A 19,027-nucleotide genomic window follows, 5' to 3' on the forward strand; every position below is an offset into this window, starting at 1 on the left:
GCATCTACCGCTGGAACCCGGACGACGGGCAGAACCCGCGCATCGACACCTATTACGTCGACCGGGACGATTGCGGCCCGATGGTTCTCGACGCGCTCCTGTGGATCAAGAACAACGTCGATTCGACCCTGGTCTTCCGCCGCTCGTGCCGCGAGGGCATCTGCGGCTCCTGCGCCATGAACATCATGGGCGGCAACACGCTCGCCTGTACGCTCGGCATCGACGATTGCGGGTCGGATTCCATTAAGATCTACCCGCTGCCGCACATGCCGGTCCTCAAGGATCTGGTGCCTGACCTGACGAGCTTCTTCGCCCAGCACGCCTCGGTCGAGCCCTGGCTCCAGACCGAGACGCCCGCGCCCGAGACCGAGTGGCGCCAGACGCCGGAGGAGCGCTCCAAGCTCGACGGGCTCTACGAGTGCATTCTCTGCGCCTGCTGCACCACCTCCTGCCCGAGCTACTGGTGGAACGGCGACCGGTTCCTGGGACCGGCGGCCCTGCTCCAGGCCTATCGCTGGCTGATCGACAGCCGCGACGAGAACACCGGCGACCGGCTCGACAACCTGCACGATCCGTTCCGGCTCTATCGCTGCCACACGATCATGAACTGCGCCAATACCTGCCCCAAGGGCCTGAACCCGGCCAAGGCCATCGCCGAGGTTAAGAAGATGATGATCGCGCGGGTCGTATGACGCTGCGGTAATGACGCTTCCTTGCAACAACTTCGCGAAAAGGCGCCTCAGGCGCCTTTTTTTGTGTCTGCCGATCCCATATGTCGAAGCCGGAACCCTGTTGGCCTGGGTTCATATTCCTTACCCTAGCCTGGGCCGCACACACCGTCCGAAGAGACGGCCACGCATGCGAGGACCAAGATGACGAAGCCTCTTTGGCTGACGACTGCTGTGATGTGCTCCGCCCTGGCGCTCGGCGCGTGCTCCTCGACCCGGCTCGGCGGGCCGCCGAGCCGCAGCGCGGCGGCGCCGATCACCGAGGTCCCGCCCGTCGAGGCCGTGCCGTCGGGCCCCGTGGAGGCGGCGCCGCTGCCGCCGCTCGCCGGCGCCCCGGTCGTGCCCGACATGACGGCTCCTCCCCCCGGCGGCACCGACATCGCCGGCCTGCCGCCCGCGCCCCCGCCGCCGACCATCGGGTCGCCGGCTCCCGCGCCCGCGGCGGCTCCCGCGAGCCGCACCGCGATGGTGGGCAACTGGAGCGTCCAGACCTCCGGCGGCTCGTGCCGGGTCCAGCTGTCGAGCTCGCCCGCCCTCGACCTCTACCGGGCCTCGGCCTCCGGCTGCTCGAACCAGGACCTGTCCAAGGTCAATGCCTGGGACTACCGCGACGGGGAGGTCTATCTCTACCAGACCGGCGGCTCGGTGGCGGCGCGCCTGCGCGGCTCGTCCTCGTCCCTTAGCGGCGTCCTCGCCAAGTCCGGCGCGCCGCTCTCCCTCACGCGCTGATCGGTCGGCAAAGCCGACCCGCCCTTGGCGGATGATCCTGCGACGTCATGGCCGGGCCTGTCCCGGCCACCCCAATCCGGTCAGGCGCCGCGCTTCTCCCGATCGGGATCACCGGCACGAGGCCGGTGACGACGGCAGGCCGACTTTTCGCACAAGCCCGCCCGAAGACGTTTGCGCTGCAAGGCCGGGAGGGGTATCGGTCATCCCGTGAACGACACCTCCTTCTCCTCGCCTCAATCCATCACGGCCCGCTACAATGCCCTGGTCACGTCGGGCGCGATTGAGCGCGATCCGGCCCAGGTGGCCCTGCTCAAGCGGCTCCAGGCGCTGGCCGAGAGCCTCGCCAGCCACCGCCTCGCCCGCAAGCCCAGCGCGCTCGGCTGGCTCTTCGGCCAGAAGAGCAGCGCGCCCACGAAGGGGCTCTATGTCTGGGGTTCCGTCGGACGCGGCAAGACCATGCTGATGGACCTGTTCTTCGAGGCGCTGCCGGTCCGCCGCAAGCGCCGGGTCCACTTCCACGCCTTCATGGCCGATGTGCACGGGCGCATCCATGAGTACCGTCAGAAGCTGAAAACCGGCCAGGTCTCGGGGGACGATCCCATCGGTCCCGTGGCGGAGGCTCTGGCCGACGAGGCCTGGGTGCTGTGCTTCGACGAGTTCACCGTCACGGACATCGCCGACGCCATGATCCTGGGACGCTTGTTCACGGCCCTGTTCGCCCGGGGCGTCGTGGTGGTGGCCACCTCCAACGTGGAGCCCGACCGGCTTTACGAGGGCGGCCTCAACCGCTCGCTTTTCCTGCCCTTCATCGGGCTGTTGCAGGAGCGGATGGCCGTGGTGAAGCTCGAATCCCGCACCGATTTCCGGCTTGAGAAGCTCGCCGGCAGCCCGGTCTTCTATACGCCCGCCGACGAGCACGCCCATGCGGCCCTGACCCGGGCGTTCAAGAGCCTGACCGGACGCGAGCAGGGCAAGCCCCTGACGATGACCGTCAAGGGGCACCCCGTGGAGGTGCCGCAGGCCGCCGGCGGCGTGGCGCGCTTCGCCTTCGGGGATCTCTGCTCCAAGCCCCTGGGCGCCGCCGATTACCTCGCTCTGGCCGAGGCATTCCACACGGTCATTCTCGAGAACATCCCGACCATGACCTTGGAGCGCCGCAACGAGGCGAAGCGCTTCATTCTGCTCGTCGACGCCCTCTACGATGCCCATGTGAAGCTCCTGGCCTCGGCCGAAGCCGAGGTGGACGCGCTCTATCATGCCGATAGCGGGCGCGAGGCCTTCGAGTTCGACCGCACCGTGTCCCGGCTCATCGAAATGCGCTCGGAGGAATACCTGTCCCTGCCGCATGGCCGCTCGGACTCGCAAGCCTCCGGCAACACCACGGGGCTCGCCGAGACATGAAGCGGCCCTCCGGCGCAGCCGTGCGGCCGGCCGATACCGCCCCCGCCGACACCCGTCTTCTCGCCATCGCGGCCCATCAGCTCAGGGAGCATGGCCCCAGGCACGTCACGGTGGTCGGCATCGCGGACGCGGCGGGCATGACCCATGCCAATGTCTATCGCTACTTCGCCAGCAAGGCGGCGCTCATCGACGCGGTGGCCGGGCAATGGCTGCGGCGGATGGAGGCGACCATCGCGGACATCGCGGATTCTCCGGATCCCGCCGACGACAAGCTGGAGCGCCTGATCCAGGCCTGGGCCCGGATCCACCGCGACCTCCTGAAGGACGACCGGCATCTCTTCGACGTCTATTGCACGGCCACCGAGACGGCCCGTCCCCTCATCCGCAAGCACCGGTCCCGCATGCGCGTCCTGATCGACCGGGTGCTGGACGAGGGGATTACGACGGGCAAGTTCGACCCCCGGGATCGGGAGAAGGCCCATTCCTTCGTGACGGATTCCGTCTACCGCTTCATCAATCCGCTTACGGTCCGGCTCGACGCGGAGGTGCCGCAGGACATCCTCGACCAGCGGCTCGCCACCATGATCCGGGTCGTTCTGAGAGCCCTGGCGAACGGTAGCGTGTAACGTCAGTTACAATTTTCAAAAAATGTAACAGGAAAATTCTGGCCCCTGTCGAACAGTCAAGATCCTGTAATCGCGAAGACTTTTCGAACCGTTAAGCTTGCCGAGACTTTTCTCGGGGCTCAAAGCCCCACCCGTTAACCTTTTGCTCGCTTGATGACGGACCATCTCTCATGGCAAACAGCGCCACCTCAAAACGGCTCATGCCAAAAACCCAAGGACAGACCATGGCCCGGAAAAAGATCGCGCTCATCGGTGCAGGCCAGATCGGCGGAACGCTCGCCCATCTCGTCGGCTTGAAGGAACTCGGCGACGTCGTTCTCTTCGACATCGCGGAAGGCATTCCCCAGGGCAAAGGTCTCGACATCGCCGAATCCGCGCCGGTCGACGGGTTCGACGCCAAGTACAAGGGCGCCAACGACTACGCGGCCATCGAAGGCGCCGACGTGATCATCGTGACGGCCGGCGTCCCGCGCAAGCCCGGCATGAGCCGCGACGACCTGATCGGCATCAACCTGAAGGTCATGGAAGCGGTCGGAGGCGGCATCAAGCAATATGCCCCGAACGCCTTCGTCATCTGCATCACCAACCCGCTCGACGCCATGGTGTGGGCGCTCCAGAAGTTCTCCGGCCTGCGCCCTGAGAAGATCGTCGGCATGGCCGGCGTGCTGGACTCGGCCCGCTTCCGCCACTTCCTGGCCGAAGAGTTCAACGTGTCGGTCGAGGACGTGACCGCCTTCGTGCTCGGCGGCCACGGCGACGACATGGTGCCGCTGGTGCGCTACTCCACGGTCGCCGGCGTCCCGCTGCCCGACCTGGTGAAGATGGGCTGGACCTCCCAGGAGAAGCTCGACGCCATGGTCGAGCGCACCCGCAAGGGCGGCGGCGAGATCGTCAACCTGCTCAAGACCGGCTCCGCCTTCTACGCGCCCGCCGCCTCGGCGATCGCCATGGCCGAGAGCTATCTCAAGGACAAGAAGCGAGTCCTGCCCTGCGCGGCCTATCTCAACGGCCAGTACGGCGTGAAGGACATGTTCGTGGGCGTGCCGATCGTGATCGGCGAGAACGGCGTCGAGCGCATCGTCGAGGTCGCGTTCTCGGCCGACGAGAAGGCCATGTTCGAGAAGTCCGTCGCGTCGGTGCAGGGACTGGTCGACGCCTGCAAGCAGATCAACTCGGCTCTCGCCTAAGATTCCTCAAGGACGTCGGGGCCGGGCGCAGACCCGGCCCGTGCGCCTTCAACCGCTGATGCGGAGAGTAACGAATGAACATCCATGAATATCAAGGCAAGGCAGTCCTGAAGGAATTCGGCCTGCCCGTCTCCCGCGGCAAGGCGATCTTCTCGGCCGACGAGGCCGAGGCTGCGGCCAAGGAGCTCGGCGGTCCGCTCTGGGTCGTGAAGTCCCAGATCCATGCGGGCGGCCGCGGCAAGGGCAAGTTCAAGGAAGCCGCCGCCGGCGAGAAGGGCGGCGTGCGCCTCGCCAAGTCCGTCGACGAGGTGAAGCAGTTCGCCCAGCAGATGCTCGGCAACACGCTCGTCACCGTGCAGACCGGCGAGGCCGGCAAGCAGGTCAACCGCCTCTATATCGAGGACGGCTCCGACATCGAGACCGAACTCTACCTGTCGATGCTCGTCGACCGCGCCACCGGCCAGGTCGCTTTCGTCGTCTCGACCGAAGGCGGCATGGACATCGAGCAGGTTGCCCACGACACCCCTGAGAAGATCCTGACCTTCTCGGTCGATCCGGCCACCGGCGTGATGCCCCATCACGGCCGCACGGTCGCCAAGGCGCTCGGCCTCAAGGGGTCGCTCGCCAAGGAAGCCGAGGACCTGGTGACCAAGCTCTACAAGGCCTTCATCGCGAAGGACATGGAGATGCTGGAGATCAACCCGCTGATCGTCACCAAGGACCAGCACCTCAAGTGCCTGGACGCCAAGATCTCGTTCGATTCGAACGCCCTCTACCGTCACCCCGAGGTGATGGAGCTGCGCGACCTCACGGAAGAGGACGAGAAGGAGATCGAGGCCTCCAAGTTCGACCTCGCCTATATCGCGCTCGACGGCACGATCGGCTGCATGGTCAACGGCGCCGGCCTCGCCATGGCGACCCTCGACATCATCAAGCTCTACGGCGAGGAGCCGGCGAACTTCCTCGATGTCGGCGGCGGCGCGTCCGAGGAGAAGGTGACGGCGGCGTTCAAGATCATCACGGCCGATCCGAACGTGAAGGGCATCCTGGTCAACATCTTCGGCGGCATCATGAAGTGCGACGTCATCGCCCGCGGCGTCATCGCCGCCGTGAAGACCGTCGGCCTGCAGGTTCCCCTGGTGGTGCGCCTCGAGGGCACGAACGTGGAAGAGGGCAAGCAGATCATCCGCGAATCCGGCCTCAATGTGATCCCGGCGGACGACCTCGACGACGCCGCCCAGAAGATCGTGAACGCCGTGCGCGGCGGAAAGTAAGGTTTCGAGCTGATGTCCATCCTCATCGACAAGAACACCAAGGTCATCTGCCAGGGCTTCACCGGCAAGAACGGGACCTTCCACTCCGAGCAGGCCATTGCCTACGGGACCAAGATGGTCGGCGGCACCTCGCCGGGCAAAGGCGGCTCGACGCACCTGAACCTGCCCGTGTTCGACACGGTCATGGAAGCGCGCGAGAAGACCGGCGCCGACGCCTCGGTGGTGTACGTCCCGCCGCCGGGCGCGGCGGACGCCATCTGCGAGGCGATCCAGGCCGAGATCCCGCTCATCGTCTGCATCACGGAAGGCATCCCGGTGCTCGACATGGTGCGCGTGAAGCGCGCCCTCGAAGGCTCCAAGTCGCGCCTCATCGGGCCGAACTGCCCGGGCATCGTGACGGCCGGCGAGTCGAAGATCGGCATCATGCCGGCCAACATCTTCAAGCCCGGCTCCGTCGGCATCGTGTCGCGCTCCGGCACCCTCACCTACGAGGCCGTGTTCCAGACCACCAATGAAGGCCTCGGCCAGACCACCGCGGTCGGCATCGGCGGCGACCCGGTGAAGGGCACCGAGTTCATCGAGATGCTCGACATGTTCCTGTCCGATCCCAAGACCGAGTCGATCGTCATGATCGGCGAGATCGGCGGCTCGGCCGAGGAAGAGGCGGCCGAGTTCATCGCCCGCGAGGCCAAGAAGGGCCGCAAGAAGCCGATGGTCGGGTTCATCGCGGGCCGCACGGCCCCTCCCGGACGCCGCATGGGCCATGCCGGCGCGATCATCTCGGGCGGCAAGGGCGGCGCCGAGGACAAGATCGCCGCCATGGAGGCCGCGGGGATCCGCGTGTCCCCGTCGCCGGCTCGCCTCGGCAAGACCCTGGTCGAGGTTCTCAAGGGGAACTAAGCCCAAACGCGCGAGACAGCTCGAGAAAGCCCATGGCACCGCAACCCACTCCTCACCACAACAGGCTTCACGCGCTCGCCGGCGCGTGGATGGGTGAGGAGGTGGTTGCGGACACGCCATGGATGCCCGGCGGCAAGGCTCGGAGCTTCGTCACCGCGAAGCCGGTCCTCGGCAGCTTTTTTCTGGAGCAAGATTACCGCCAGGAACGTGACGGTCAGGAAACCTTCCGCGCCAAAGGCCTGTTCACGTTTGATTTAGACCGGAACGAGTACAGGCTCTTCTGGTTCGACAATCTGGGTTTTGCACCCGCAGACCCGGCCGGGGGAGCGTGGGACGGGAACACGCTCTCGGTTATCCGCAAATCATCGCGCGCCTTGGCGCGCCATACGATCACGATCCGCAGCCCTCACGAATACGAGCAAGTTATTGAGAACTCGTGGGATGAGGGCGCGAGCTGGATGCCTGTAACGACAGGGTTGTACAGGCGCCGCTCAGACGATCACTCGCCTCTGTCACACGTTGCTTGAGGAATAAGATTATGGCTCGCCAAGACGCCAACCAGAACTTCCTGAACACCGCTTTCCTCTTCGGGGCGAACGCGTCCTACATCGAGGATCTTCAGGCCCGCTACGAGAAGGATCCCTCCTCGGTCGATGCCGAGTGGCAGGCGTTCTTCGGCGCCCTGAAGGACGACAAGCAGGCTGTCGAGAAGGCGGCCAACGGCCCGTCCTGGGAGAAGCCCAACTGGCCGATCCACGCCAACGGCGAGCTCGTTTCCGCCCTCGATGGCAACTGGGCCCAGGTCGAGAAGGCGGTCGGCGACAAGATCAAGGCGAAGGCGGAAGCCAAGGGCGTCGAGATCAGCCAGATCGACGTGCAGCAGGCGACCCGCGATTCCATCCGCGCCATCATGCTGATCCGCGCCTACCGCGTGCGCGGCCACCTGCATGCGAAGCTCGATCCGCTCGACATCAATCCCCGTCCGAACGACCAGGAGCTGCACCCGTCCCATTACGGGTTCACGGAGGCCGACTGGGACCGCAAGATCTTCCTCGACAACGTGCTCGGCCTCGAGTTCGGCACGATCCGCGAGATCGTGGCGATCCTGGAGCGCACCTATTGCCAGACGCTCGGCGTCGAGTTCATGCACATTTCCGATCCGGTCGAGAAGGCCTGGATCCAGGAGCGCATCGAGGGTCCCGACAAGGAGATCACCTTCACCAAGGAAGGCAAGCGCGCGATCCTCAACAAGCTGGTCGAGGCGGAAGGCTTCGAGAAGTTCCTGGACGTCCGCTACACCGGCACCAAGCGCTTCGGTCTCGACGGCGGCGAGTCGCTCATCCCGGCTCTCGAGCAGATCATCAAGCGCGGCGGCAATCTCGGCGTGCAGGAGATCGTGCTCGGCATGGCCCATCGCGGCCGTCTCAACGTGCTCACCCAGGTGATGGGCAAGCCGCACCGGGCCTTGTTCCACGAGTTCAAGGGCGGCTCCTTCGCGCCCGACGACGTGGAAGGCTCGGGCGACGTGAAGTACCATCTCGGCGCTTCCTCCGACCGCACCTTCGACGGCAACAACGTCCACCTGTCGCTGACCGCCAACCCGTCCCACCTCGAGATCGTCGATCCCGTGGTGCTCGGCAAGGTCCGCGCCAAGCAGGACCAGCACGGCTGCACGCCGGAGAACCGCGGCGCCGTGATGCCGCTCCTGATCCACGGCGACGCGGCCTTCGCCGGCCAGGGCGTGGTGGCGGAGTGCCTGGGACTGTCGGGCCTGCGCGGCCACCGCACCGGCGGCTCGATCCATTTCATCATCAACAACCAGATCGGCTTCACCACCGATCCGCGCTTCTCGCGCTCCTCGCCCTATCCGTCGGACGTGGCCAAGATGGTCGAGGCGCCGATCTTCCACGTGAACGGCGACGACCCGGAGGCCGTGGTGTTCGCCGCCAAGGTGGCGGCGGAGTATCGTCAGCGCTTCCAGAAGCCTGTCGTCATCGACATGTTCTGCTACCGCCGCTTCGGCCACAACGAGGGCGACGAGCCGGCCTTCACCCAGCCGCTCATGTACCGCAAGATCCGGTCGCATCCGGCGATCGTCGAGCTCTATTCCAAGAAGCTCGTCGCCGAGGGCGTTGTCACCGAGGCCGAGGTCGAGGAGATGAAGTCGAGCTGGCGCTCGAAGCTCGACGCCGAGTTCGAGATCGCGGCCAACTACAAGCCCAACAAGGCCGACTGGCTCGACGGCCGCTGGTCCGGCCTCAAGGCGGTGCGTGAGGATCAGGACGATCCGCGCCGCGGCCAGACCGGCGTGTCGGCCGAGACCCTGCAGCAGATCGGCAAGGCGCTCACCACGATTCCGGAAGGCTTCCACCTCCATCGCACGATCCAGCGCTTCCTCGACAACCGGAAGAAGATGATGGAGACGGGCGAGGGGCTCGACTGGGCCATGGCCGAGGCGCTCGCCTTCGGCTCGCTCCTGCTCGAAGGCCATCGCGTCCGCCTCTCCGGCCAGGACGTGGAGCGCGGCACCTTCTCGCAGCGCCACTCGGTCCTCACCGACCAGGAGAACGAGGAGCGCTACACCAACCTCAACCACATCAGCGAAAACCAGGCCCGCTACGAGGTCATCAACTCGATGCTCTCGGAAGAGGCGGTGCTCGGCTTCGAGTACGGCTACACCCTCTCGGAACCCAACGCGCTGACCCTCTGGGAGGCCCAGTTCGGCGACTTCGCCAACGGCGCGCAGGTGGTGTTCGACCAGTTCATCTCCTCGGGCGAGCGCAAGTGGCTGCGCATGTCCGGCCTGGTGTGCCTGCTGCCGCACGGCTACGAGGGCCAGGGACCGGAGCATTCCTCCGCCCGCCTCGAGCGCTGGCTGCAGATGTGCGCCGAGGACAACATGCAGGTCGGATACTGCTCGACCCCGTCGAACTACTTCCACATCCTGCGCCGGCAGCTCAAGCGCGACTTCCGCAAGCCGCTGATCCTAATGACGCCGAAGTCCCTGCTGCGCCACAAGCGCTGCACGTCGAGCCTCGCGGACATCTCGGAGGGAACCTCCTTCCACCGCGTGCTGCGGGACGACGCGCAGCTCGGGCGCGAGGGCATCAAGCTGGTGAAGGACGACAAGATCCGTCGCGTGGTGATCTGCACCGGCAAGGTCTATTACGACCTGCTCGAGGAGCGCGAGAAGCGAGGCATCGACGACGTCTACCTGCTGCGCGTCGAGCAGCTCTATCCGTTCCCGGCCAAGTCCGTGGCGGCCGAGCTCTCCCGCTTCAAGAAGGCCGACGTGGTGTGGTGTCAGGAAGAGCCCAAGAACATGGGCTCCTGGACCTTCGTCGAGCCCTATCTCGAATGGGTGCTCAAGACGGCCGGCTCGAAGGTGGACCGCCCCCGCTACGTGGGACGTCCCGCCTCCGCGGCCACGGCGACGGGCCTCATGTCCAAGCACACCGCCCAGCTGCAGGCCTTCCTCGACGAGGCCTACGCGGCCTGAAGCGACCGGAGACCCGACCCGTGCCGATCCACCTCTGCAAGCTTCTGCCTCCGCGGCCCACCTTTCCGGGCGACATGACGCCGTCCGAGGCGGAGCTGATGCAGAAGCACGCGGGGTATTGGCAGGATCTCGCCGACCGGGGCGTCGCCCTGGTCGTCGGGCCCGTGCTCGATCCGGCCGGGATCTGGGGCGTCGCCATCATCGATGCGAAGGACGCCGACGCGGCCGCCGCCATCGCGAACGACGACCCCGTGATCGCCGCCGGCGGCGGCTTCCGATATGACATTCACCCGGTCCCGCAGGCCATCCTGCGGACGACCCATCAACCGAACCCTCAGTGAGGGGCCGTCCCTAAGGCGTAATCCATGGCAACTGAAATCCGCGTACCCACTCTTGGCGAATCCGTGTCAGAGGCCACCATCGGCCGCTGGTTCAAGAAGCCCGGCGATCCCGTGAAGGCCGACGAGCCCGTGCTCGAGCTCGAGACCGACAAGGTGACGCTCGAGGTCAACGCTCCCGCGAGCGGGACGCTTGGCGACATCGTGGCCAAGGACGGCGAGACGGTCAGCCCCGGCGCGGTGCTCGGCTCCATCGTGGAGGGTGGCGCGGCCGCGGCGGCTCCTGCGACGGCTCCTGCGACGGCTCCTGCCGCTGCCCCGAAGGCGGAGGCGCCCAAGGCTGCTCCGGCGCCTGCCCCGACTCCGGCGGCTGCTCCCGCCGGCGCATCCAGGGACAACGGACCGGCCGTGGCCCGTCTCGCGGCCGAAAGCGGCGTCAGCCCGGCGGGCGTGCCTGGCACCGGCAAGGATGGCCGCGTGACCAAGGGCGACATGCTCGCGGCCATCGCCACCGGCGGCGCTGCGGCGCCCGCGCCGGCGGCTCCGGTCCAGGTCCGCGCCCCCTCGGCCCCGGTCGATGCCGAGCGCGAAGAGCGCGTCAAGATGACGAAGCTGCGCCAGACCATCGCGCGCCGCCTCAAGGACGCCCAGAACACCGCCGCCATGCTGACCACGTTCAACGACGTGGACATGAGCGCGGTGATGAACCTGCGCAGCCAGTACAAGGACGTGTTCGAGAAGAAGCACGGCACCAAGCTCGGCTTCATGGGCTTCTTCACCAAGGCGGTGATCCAGGCCCTCAAGGACGTTCCGGCCGTCAACGCCGAGATCGACGGGCAGGATCTCGTCTACAAGAACTACTATCACATCGGCATCGCGGTCGGCACCGAGAAGGGCCTGGTGGTTCCGGTGGTGCGCGACGCGGACGACCTGTCGGTCGCCGGCATCGAGAAGAAGATCGCCGATTTCGGCCGCCGCGCCCGCGACGGCAAGCTCTCCATCGACGAGATGCAGGGCGGCACCTTCACGATCACCAACGGCGGCATCTACGGCTCGCTCATGTCGACCCCGATCCTCAACGCGCCGCAATCGGGCATTCTCGGCATGCACCGCATCGAGGAGCGCCCGGTCGTCCGCAACGGCCAGATCGTCGTGCGCCCGATGATGTATCTCGCGCTCTCCTACGATCACCGCATCGTCGACGGCAAGGAAGCGGTGACCTTCCTCGTGCGGGTCAAGGATGCGCTGGAAGATCCGGCGCGCCTCGTTCTCGACCTCTAAAGCAGCGGACCCAAAAGTGGACTCCACTTTTGGGATCGGATCCGATGCATTCTCTTTGGATGAGAGCATCGTCGAGAGCGGAAAACCGGATCCACTTTTCCGCACGATGCTCTAAGAACCACGATCCGTAGCGTCATGGCCGGGGCTCGCCCGGCCATCCAGGCGATCAAATGCACAACAAGACGTGGATGCCCGGATCATGTCCGGGCATGCCGTTAAGTGGAGACAAGCAATGTCCTACGATGTCATCGTCATCGGCACCGGCCCCGGCGGCTACGTGGCCGCCATCCGGGCCGCGCAGCTCGGCCTCAAGACCGCCGTCGTCGAGAAGCGCAAGACCCATGGCGGCACCTGCCTCAACGTGGGCTGCATCCCGTCCAAGGCCCTGCTGCACGCCTCGCACATGTTCGAGGAGGCGCGCGATCACTTCGCCGGGCTCGGCATCGGCGTGTCCGCTCCGACCCTCGACCTCAAGACCATGCAGTCCTTCAAGCAGGAGGGCGTCGACGGCAACACCAAGGGCGTCGAGTTCCTGCTCAAGAAGAACAAGATCGACGTCTTCATCGGCACCGCCCGCATCGCGGCCCCGGGCCAGGTCGAGGTGACGTCGGAGGACGGCTCGAACCAGATGCTCGAGACGAAGAACATCATCATCGCGACGGGCTCCGACGTGACGCGCCTGCCGGGCATCGAGATCGACGAGAAGGTCGTGGTCTCCTCCACGGGCGCGCTGGAGCTCGAGAGCGTTCCGAAGCGCCTCGTGGTCATCGGCGCCGGCGTGATCGGCCTCGAACTCGGCTCCGTGTGGCGCCGCCTGGGCTCCGAGGTCACCGTGGTGGAGTATCTCGACCGCATCCTGCCCGGCATGGACGGCGAGGTCGCCAAGAACTTCCAGCGCATCCTCACCAAGCAGGGCTTCCAGTTCAAGCTCGGCTCCAAGGTGACCAAGGTGGAGAAGGCCGGCAGCGGTGTGACGCTCACCTTCGAGCCCGCCGCGGGCGGCGCGCCTGAGACCCTCGAGGCCGACGTGGTGCTGGTCGCCATCGGCCGCCTGCCCTACACCCAGGGGCTCGGCCTCGATCACGTGGGCGTCCAGCTCGACAATCGCGGCCGCATCCAGACGGACGCGCATTTCTCCACCAACGTGACCGGCATCTACGCCATCGGCGACGTGATCGCCGGACCCATGCTCGCCCACAAGGCCGAGGACGAGGGTGTTGCCGTTGCGGAAACCATCGCCGGCAAGGCGGGCCACGTGAACTACGACGTGATTCCGAGCGTCGTCTACACGTTCCCCGAGGTCGCCTCCATCGGCAAGACCGAGGAGGAGCTCAAGAGCGCCGGAACCGCCTACAACGTCGGTAAGTTCCCGTTCACGGCCAATGGCCGCGCCAAGGTGAACCGCACCACGGACGGCTTCGTGAAGATCCTGGCCGATGCGACCACCGACAAGGTGCTCGGCGTCCACATCATCGGTCCGGAGGCCGGCAACCTCATCCACGAGGCGGCGATCACCATGGAGTTCGGGGGATCCTCCGAGGACATGGCCCGCACCTGCCACGCGCATCCGACCCTCGCGGAAGCTGTGAAGGAAGCCGCCCTCGCGGTCGAAAAGCGCGCGATCCACATGTAGGATCGCCGGATGGCAAAGCTCCACTTCCTCTACTCGGTGATGAACGCAGGCAAGACCACCCATCTCCTGCAGGTCCGCTACAATTACATCGAGAACGGCGGCCACGTGCTGCTGTTCACGAGCGTGATCGACGACCGGTTCGGCATCGGCAAGGTCAAGTCGCGCCTCGGACTCGAGGCCGACGCGACTCCCTTGCGCAAGGACGAGGCCATCGGCGCCCTCGTGGCGGCGGAGCATGCCAGGCGGCCGGTGACGGCGGTGCTCATCGACGAGGTCCAGTTCATGACGGCGGACCAGATCCGCCAGCTGGCCTGGATCGTCGACGAGCTGAAGATCCCCGTCATGGCCTACGGGCTCAAGAACAACGTCTACGGCACCTTGTTCAGCGACGCGATCGTGGCCCTCATGGCCCTCGCGGACGATTTCCAGGAGATCAAGCAGCTCTGCCATTGCGGCCGCAAGGCCACGATGATCCTGAAATACGACCGCAACGGCGAGGCCGTGCGCTCCGGCGAAGTGGTCGAGATCGGCGGCGAGGGCCGCTACGTGTCCGTCTGCCGCCCTCACTGGACGGCCGGGGATATCGGCCCCGCAGCCCGGCAGCTGCTGGCCCAGCCCGTGGCGGCGGAATAGCCGAACATTCTCCGTCATGGCCGGCCGGCCATGACCTGCCTCTTGCCGGCCATCCCGATGCGGTGAGGCTCGGCGCTTCAGACGATCGAGATCACCGGGACAAGCCCGGTGATGACGTGGAGAGGTGGGATGGGCCGGTGACAACACCCTCCGGGTCATGGCCGGGCCTGTCCCGGCCATCCCGATACGGAGAAGCGCGGCGCCCCTCAGAAGCGGGATCACCGGGACAAGCCTGATCGGGACGACCCAGACCGGCTACTTCACCCGCGCCCGCGGATGGGCCGCGTTGAAGGCGTCCATCAGACGGGCCGCATCCACCTTCGTGTAGAGCTGCGTGGTCGACAGGGAGGCGTGGCCCAGGAGCTCCTGGATGCCGCGCAGGTCGCCGCCCTTGGCGAGAAGATGCGTGGCGAAGGAATGGCGAAGGGCATGGGGCGTGGCGCTGTCCGGCAGGCCGAGGGCGCCCCGCAGCTCCTCCACGGCGAGCTGGATGATGCGCGGCGAGAGCGGGCCGCCCCGGGCGCCGACGAAGAGCGGCCCGTCCGGCGCGACCGCATAGGGGCAGAGCTGGAGATACGTCTCCACGGCCCGCTGGATCGGCGGGATGACCGGCACGCTGCGCATCTTGCCGCCCTTGCCGGTCACCGTGACCGCGTCGGTTCCCGCCACCGGCGCGTCCCGGCGCTGCAGCCCGAGCGCCTCGGAAATGCGCAGGCCCGCGCCGTAGAGCAGCGACAGCACGGCGGCGTCCCGGGCCAGGATCCAGGGCTTGCGGCTCTCCGAGGCCCGCGTCTCGGCTTCGGTCACAGCAACGGCCGAGGAGGCCGACAGGGGACGCGGCAGGTTCTTGTCCACCTTCGGGGTGCGGATCGCCGCGAAGGCCGAGGCCGTGCCGTGGCCCTCCCGCTCCAGATGGCGGGCGAAGGAGCGCAGGGCCGCGAGCTGGCGCATGAGCGAGCGGCTGCCGACCTGATCCATGCGCCGGGCGGCCAGGAAGGCGCGGATGTCCATGGGCTTCAGCCCCAGGATGCTTTTCACGCTCGGCGGCTCGCCGAGGTGGTTGGTCAGGAAGGCCAGGAACTGGCGCAGATCCCGGGCATAGGCTTCGACCGTCTTGGCCGAGAGCCGCCGCTCCTTGGCCAGCGACGCGAGCCAGGCCATCGATTCGCGGCGGGTGTCGTCCGCCCCGGGAAGGACGAGATCGAGCACGGAGGATGCATTCTTTGCGTCTGTCACGATCCCACTATCCCTTCGCCACGTTGCCAAAACGTGAAGCGCCGACGCCCGTCGCGACCGGATGAGATAAGATCCCGATCGGACCGACAGGGAGAGCGCGCGTGAGCCAGGACGGAAAGAGCCTTCCAGGGACCCAAGGGTACGGCACAGAGGCCGACGATCTCGTGGAGAGGTACGAAAGCCTCGTGTTCGAGGATCTCTATCGTCCCGTGCTCGCGCTGCTGCCCGGGCAGGGCCGGGCTCTCGACATCGGGGCCGGCACGGGACGGGATGCCGCCGCCCTGGCGCGGCGCGGCTTCCGGGTCCATGCGGTGGAACCCACGCCCGAGCTGCGCCGTCATGCGCAGCGCCTCCATGCCGAGCCGGGTATCGTCTGGATCGACGACGGGCTGCCGGATCTGGCGCGGGTGCGGGCCGCTGGCGGGCGTTTCGATCTCATCCTGATGACCGCGGTATGGATGCATCTGGACGAGGGCGAGCGCAGCCGCGCCTTGCCGCATCTCGTGGAGCTGCTCGCCCCGGGCGGAAGGCTTTTCATGACCATCCGCAAAGGGCCCGTGCCTGCCGGACGGCGGATGTTCCTGGTTCCGATCGATCCGCTGGTGTCGCAGGCGCAGGCCATCGGTCTCACACTTCTTCACCGGGACGAATTTGCCGATAGGCTTGGCCGCGAGGGTGTGACCTGGACCATGCTTGCATTCGAGAACAAAAATCGGGTCTAAGCTGTCGGCCATGTTCCCGTTCTTCGTGCTCTCCCGCTGATGGCCGCCAAGATCGCCGACGTCCTCATCCCGCTGGCGCTCGACACGGCCTATTCGTACGCCGTGCCGGACGGCCTTGCCCTCGAGGAGGGCGACGTGGTCCAGGTCCCGCTCGCCAACCGGGAGGTGGCCGGTGTCGTCTGGGGCCTGCGCGAGGGCCAAGGCGGCAACCTGAAGAAGGTCACGGGGGTCATCGAGGCCCCGAACCTGTCGTCCAGGATGCGCAAGTTCCTGGACTGGATCGCCTGGTACACCCTGGCGCCCAAGGGCTCGGCGCTCGCCATGGGGCTCAAGATCCCGGATCCCGACCGGCAGGAGGTGGCCCGCGTCGGCGTGAGGCTGGCGGGCGCCTTGCCGAAGCGCATGACGCCTGCCCGGCAGAAGGTGATCGAGGTCGCGAAGGACGGGGCCGTGCGGCTCAAGAGCGAGCTGGCGCATGCGGCCGGCGTGAGCAACGGCGTCGTCGACGGGCTCATCGACGAGGGAACCCTCGAGACGGTCACCCTGCTGGCCGAGCCCGTCGCCGAGACGCCGGACCCGGCTTTCGGCCACACGGCTCTGTCCAACGGGCAGAAGGCGGCGGCCGAGGAGATCGTCGCCGCCATGGGCGAGGAGCATCCGCCGGTGATTCTCCTCGAAGGCGTCACGGGCTCCGGCAAGACGGAGGTCTATTTCGAGGCGGTGGCCGCGACCGTGAGGGCGGGTCGGCAGGCCCTGATCCTCATGCCCGAGATCGCCCTGACGGCGCAGTTCCTGGACCGCTTCGCGGCCCGGTTCGGGGTCAAGCCCGCCACCTGGCATTCGGGCGTCGCGGGCCGCCGGCGCGAGCGGCTCTACACGGCCATCGCGTCAGGCGACGTGAAGGTGGTGGCGGGCGCCCGCTCGGCCCTGTTCCTGCCCTACGCGGATCTCGGCCTCATCATCGTCGACGAGGAGCACGAGACCGCCTACAAGCAGGACGACGGGGTGCATTACCATGCCCGGGACATGGCAGTGGTCCGCGGCCGGATCGAGAACGCCCCCGTGGTGCTCGCCTCCGCCACGCCGTCCATCGAGAGCCGGGTCAACGTGGAGCGCGGGCGCTATCGCCATGTGCGTCTCCCCGAGCGATTCGGCGGCCGCTCCATGCCCCAGATCCGCGCCGTGGACCTGCGCCGGGAGGCCATTCCCAAGGGCCGCTGGCTCTCGCCGACCCTGGTGGGCGCCGTGGAGGACACGGTCGGGCGCGGCGAGCAGGCGCTCCTCTTCCTCAACCGGCGCGGCTATGCGCCGCTCACCCTCTGCCGGGCCTGCGCCCACCGCTACGAATGCCCCAACTGCTCCTCCTGGCTGGTGGAGCACCGCTTCCGGCGCGCCCTCGTGTGCCACCATTGCGGCCATGTGGAGCGCACCCCGCACGCCTGCGTCGAATGCGGCAGCGTCGATTCGCTGGTGCCGTGCGGGCCCGGCGTGGAGCGCATCGCCGAGGAGGCCGCCGCGCTGTTCCCGGACAAGCGCTGCATCGTGCTCTCGAGCGACTTTCCCGGCGGCACGGAGCGGCTGCGGGCCGAACTGGCGGCGATCGCCGCGGGCGAGCTCGACATCGTGATCGGCACCCAGCTCGTGGCCAAGGGGCACAACTTCCCGCTCATGACCCTGGTGGGGGTGCTCGACGCCGATATCGGCCTCACCTCGGGCGATCCGCGCGCCGCCGAGCGCACCTTCCAGATGCTCCAGCAGGTGACCGGCCGCGCCGGCCGCGGCGAGAAGCCGGGCCGGGCTCTGGTCCAGACCTGGCAGCCGGACCACCCGGTGATTGCGGCCCTGATCTCGGGCGACGCGGAACGGTTCTACGAGGAGGAGACCCGGGTGCGCGAGATGGCCGGCCTGCCGCCCTTCGGACGGCTCGCCTCCCTGATCGTCTCGGCCGAGGACCGCGAGGTCGCGGAAGCGCATGCCCGGGGCATGGCCCTCGTGGCCGAGCCGCCGCCCGGCGTGACGGTGCTCGGGCCGGCCGAGGCGCCGCTCGCCCTGATCCGCGGCCGCTACCGGTTCCGGCTCCTGGTGAAAACCGAGCGCGAGGTGGACCTCCAGGCCTATCTGCGCGGCTGGATGGCCCGCTGCCCGAAGATCCGCGGCAACACCCGCGTGTCCATCGACGTGGATCCCCAAAGCTTTTTGTGATCGAACGAACACCCACCACCAAGACAGGCCCCATGACCAAGATCGTCCATTGCATCCGCCACGGCCAATCCACCTTCAACGCCCACTGGGCCGAGCACGGCGAGGATCCGGGCCATTTCGATGCGCCTCTCACGGAACTCGGCCAGCAGCAGGTGGCCGAGCGGGCGCCGGAGCTGCGCCAGCACCCCTACGAGCTCGTCGTGACCTCGCCCCTGACCCGGGCGATCCAGACCACCATGGGCCTGTTCGGAACCCATCCGGCCGCCCCGCCGATCCTGGTCGAGTGCCTCCACCGCGAGCACCTGGAGAGCAGCTGCGACGTGGGCCGCGCGGTCTCCCAGCTGTCCCGGGACTTTCCGCACCTGCATTTCGGACACCTGGACGAGGTCTGGTGGCACAGCGAGGGCGAGGTGAACGAGCGCGGCTTCGTCTACGAGCCGGCTCACCTCTTCGAGGAGCGGGTCGAGCGGTTCCGGCAGTGGCTCTCCGAGCGGCCGGAGGCGATGATCGCCGTCGTCGGGCACGGCACCTTCTTCAGCAGGCTCACGGGGCGGTTCCTGGCCAACTGCGAAGTCGCCGCACTGGAGCTCTGACGCATTTTGCCCCGCGGCGGCTCCTCCGGGCCTTCACCATAACCG

Annotated in this window: 17 protein-coding genes; 16 read left to right on the forward strand and 1 reads right to left on the reverse strand. The window is 67.2% G+C overall.

Going from position 1 to position 19,027, the window contains the following annotated elements:
* From NF876_RS30220 to NF876_RS30280, 13 genes are all read left to right on the forward strand, one after another.
* On the forward strand, positions 1 to 692 hold a 692-nt coding region (locus NF876_RS30220), incomplete at its 5' end, for a succinate dehydrogenase iron-sulfur subunit (protein WP_315975092.1).
* Positions 693 to 872: 180 nt separating this feature from the next.
* The gene (locus NF876_RS30225) at positions 873 to 1,457 is read left to right on the forward strand and encodes an AprI/Inh family metalloprotease inhibitor (RefSeq protein ID WP_262271963.1); all 585 of its coding nucleotides are present in this window, start codon (positions 873 to 875) and stop codon (positions 1,455 to 1,457) included.
* Positions 1,458 to 1,664: 207 nt separating this feature from the next.
* Positions 1,665 to 2,858 carry a cell division protein ZapE gene (gene zapE / locus NF876_RS30230; RefSeq protein WP_262271964.1) on the forward strand — a complete coding sequence of 398 codons (1,194 nt, stop codon included), beginning with the start codon at positions 1,665 to 1,667 and terminating at the stop codon, positions 2,856 to 2,858.
* Entirely contained in the window at positions 2,855 to 3,484 is a 630-nt protein-coding gene (locus tag NF876_RS30235; protein WP_262271965.1) for a TetR/AcrR family transcriptional regulator, read from the forward strand. Before zapE ends, NF876_RS30235 begins: the two co-directional genes overlap by 4 nt.
* A 224-nt stretch (positions 3,485 to 3,708) precedes the next feature.
* Positions 3,709 to 4,671, forward strand: a complete 963-nt coding sequence (gene mdh, locus NF876_RS30240) for a malate dehydrogenase (protein ID WP_262271966.1) — start codon at positions 3,709 to 3,711, stop codon at positions 4,669 to 4,671.
* A 74-nt stretch (positions 4,672 to 4,745) separates the two neighbouring features.
* Positions 4,746 to 5,945, forward strand: a complete 1,200-nt coding sequence (sucC, locus tag NF876_RS30245) for an ADP-forming succinate--CoA ligase subunit beta (protein WP_262271967.1) — start codon at positions 4,746 to 4,748, stop codon at positions 5,943 to 5,945.
* A gap of 12 nt (positions 5,946 to 5,957) precedes the next feature.
* Positions 5,958 to 6,845: a succinate--CoA ligase subunit alpha gene (gene sucD / locus NF876_RS30250; RefSeq protein WP_262271968.1), complete on the forward strand. Its 888-nt coding sequence runs from the start codon at positions 5,958 to 5,960 to the stop codon at positions 6,843 to 6,845.
* A 32-nt stretch (positions 6,846 to 6,877) separates the two neighbouring features.
* Complete coding sequence (locus NF876_RS30255) at positions 6,878 to 7,372, forward strand: DUF1579 family protein (RefSeq protein ID WP_262271969.1); 495 nt, start codon at positions 6,878 to 6,880, stop codon at positions 7,370 to 7,372.
* Positions 7,373 to 7,383: 11 nt separating this feature from the next.
* The gene (locus NF876_RS30260) at positions 7,384 to 10,344 is read left to right on the forward strand and encodes a 2-oxoglutarate dehydrogenase E1 component (RefSeq protein WP_262271970.1); all 2,961 of its coding nucleotides are present in this window, start codon (positions 7,384 to 7,386) and stop codon (positions 10,342 to 10,344) included.
* Between the two features lie 20 nt (positions 10,345 to 10,364).
* Positions 10,365 to 10,685, forward strand: a complete 321-nt coding sequence (locus NF876_RS30265; RefSeq protein ID WP_373696743.1) for a YciI family protein — start codon at positions 10,365 to 10,367, stop codon at positions 10,683 to 10,685.
* Positions 10,686 to 10,709: 24 nt separating this feature from the next.
* Complete coding sequence (gene odhB, locus NF876_RS30270) at positions 10,710 to 11,963, forward strand: 2-oxoglutarate dehydrogenase complex dihydrolipoyllysine-residue succinyltransferase (RefSeq protein ID WP_262271971.1); 1,254 nt, start codon at positions 10,710 to 10,712, stop codon at positions 11,961 to 11,963.
* Between the two features lie 232 nt (positions 11,964 to 12,195).
* On the forward strand, positions 12,196 to 13,596 hold the full coding sequence (gene lpdA, locus NF876_RS30275; RefSeq protein ID WP_262271972.1) for a dihydrolipoyl dehydrogenase: 1,401 nt from the start codon (positions 12,196 to 12,198) through the stop codon (positions 13,594 to 13,596).
* A gap of 9 nt (positions 13,597 to 13,605) precedes the next feature.
* The gene (locus NF876_RS30280) at positions 13,606 to 14,229 is read left to right on the forward strand and encodes a thymidine kinase (RefSeq protein WP_262271973.1); all 624 of its coding nucleotides are present in this window, start codon (positions 13,606 to 13,608) and stop codon (positions 14,227 to 14,229) included.
* Positions 14,230 to 14,484: 255 nt separating this feature from the next.
* On the opposite strand, the gene NF876_RS30285 is transcribed toward NF876_RS30280, so the two are convergent.
* A complete protein-coding gene (locus NF876_RS30285; RefSeq protein WP_262271990.1) occupies positions 14,485 to 15,390 on the reverse strand; it encodes a tyrosine recombinase XerC in 906 nt (301 codons plus the stop codon).
* Positions 15,391 to 15,566: 176 nt separating this feature from the next.
* Between NF876_RS30285 and NF876_RS30290 the strand changes: the two genes are divergently transcribed.
* Genes NF876_RS30290 through NF876_RS30300 form a run of 3 tightly spaced genes read left to right on the forward strand, consistent with a single transcriptional unit; the run spans position 15,567 to position 18,982 of the window.
* A complete protein-coding gene (locus NF876_RS30290; RefSeq protein WP_262271974.1) occupies positions 15,567 to 16,187 on the forward strand; it encodes a class I SAM-dependent methyltransferase in 621 nt (206 codons plus the stop codon).
* Between the two features lie 39 nt (positions 16,188 to 16,226).
* The gene (locus tag NF876_RS30295) at positions 16,227 to 18,389 is read left to right on the forward strand and encodes a primosomal protein N' (RefSeq protein WP_262271975.1); all 2,163 of its coding nucleotides are present in this window, start codon (positions 16,227 to 16,229) and stop codon (positions 18,387 to 18,389) included.
* Positions 18,390 to 18,421: 32 nt separating this feature from the next.
* A complete protein-coding gene (locus NF876_RS30300; protein ID WP_262271976.1) occupies positions 18,422 to 18,982 on the forward strand; it encodes a histidine phosphatase family protein in 561 nt (186 codons plus the stop codon).
* Positions 18,983 to 19,027 lie beyond the last annotated feature (45 nt).

The organism is Microvirga yunnanensis, from assembly GCF_025460875.1.

Excerpts from the sequence above, each read along its gene's own strand:
- NF876_RS30285 (WP_262271990.1), bottom strand. The coding sequence starts at position 15,390 with ATGGCCTGGCTCGCGTCGCTGGCCAAGGAGCGGCGGCTCTCGGCCAAG.
- NF876_RS30260 (WP_262271970.1), top strand. The coding sequence starts at position 7,384 with ATGGCTCGCCAAGACGCCAACCAGAACTTCCTGAACACCGCTTTCCTC.
- NF876_RS30300 (WP_262271976.1), top strand. The coding sequence starts at position 18,422 with ATGACCAAGATCGTCCATTGCATCCGCCACGGCCAATCCACCTTCAAC.
- NF876_RS30235 (WP_262271965.1), top strand. The coding sequence starts at position 2,855 with ATGAAGCGGCCCTCCGGCGCAGCCGTGCGGCCGGCCGATACCGCCCCC.
- sucC (WP_262271967.1), top strand. The coding sequence starts at position 4,746 with ATGAACATCCATGAATATCAAGGCAAGGCAGTCCTGAAGGAATTCGGC.
- NF876_RS30280 (WP_262271973.1), top strand. The coding sequence starts at position 13,606 with ATGGCAAAGCTCCACTTCCTCTACTCGGTGATGAACGCAGGCAAGACC.
- lpdA (WP_262271972.1), top strand. The coding sequence starts at position 12,196 with ATGTCCTACGATGTCATCGTCATCGGCACCGGCCCCGGCGGCTACGTG.
- sucD (WP_262271968.1), top strand. The coding sequence starts at position 5,958 with ATGTCCATCCTCATCGACAAGAACACCAAGGTCATCTGCCAGGGCTTC.
- mdh (WP_262271966.1), top strand. The coding sequence starts at position 3,709 with ATGGCCCGGAAAAAGATCGCGCTCATCGGTGCAGGCCAGATCGGCGGA.
- NF876_RS30225 (WP_262271963.1), top strand. The coding sequence starts at position 873 with ATGACGAAGCCTCTTTGGCTGACGACTGCTGTGATGTGCTCCGCCCTG.
- NF876_RS30295 (WP_262271975.1), top strand. The coding sequence starts at position 16,227 with ATGGCCGCCAAGATCGCCGACGTCCTCATCCCGCTGGCGCTCGACACG.
- odhB (WP_262271971.1), top strand. The coding sequence starts at position 10,710 with ATGGCAACTGAAATCCGCGTACCCACTCTTGGCGAATCCGTGTCAGAG.
- NF876_RS30255 (WP_262271969.1), top strand. The coding sequence starts at position 6,878 with ATGGCACCGCAACCCACTCCTCACCACAACAGGCTTCACGCGCTCGCC.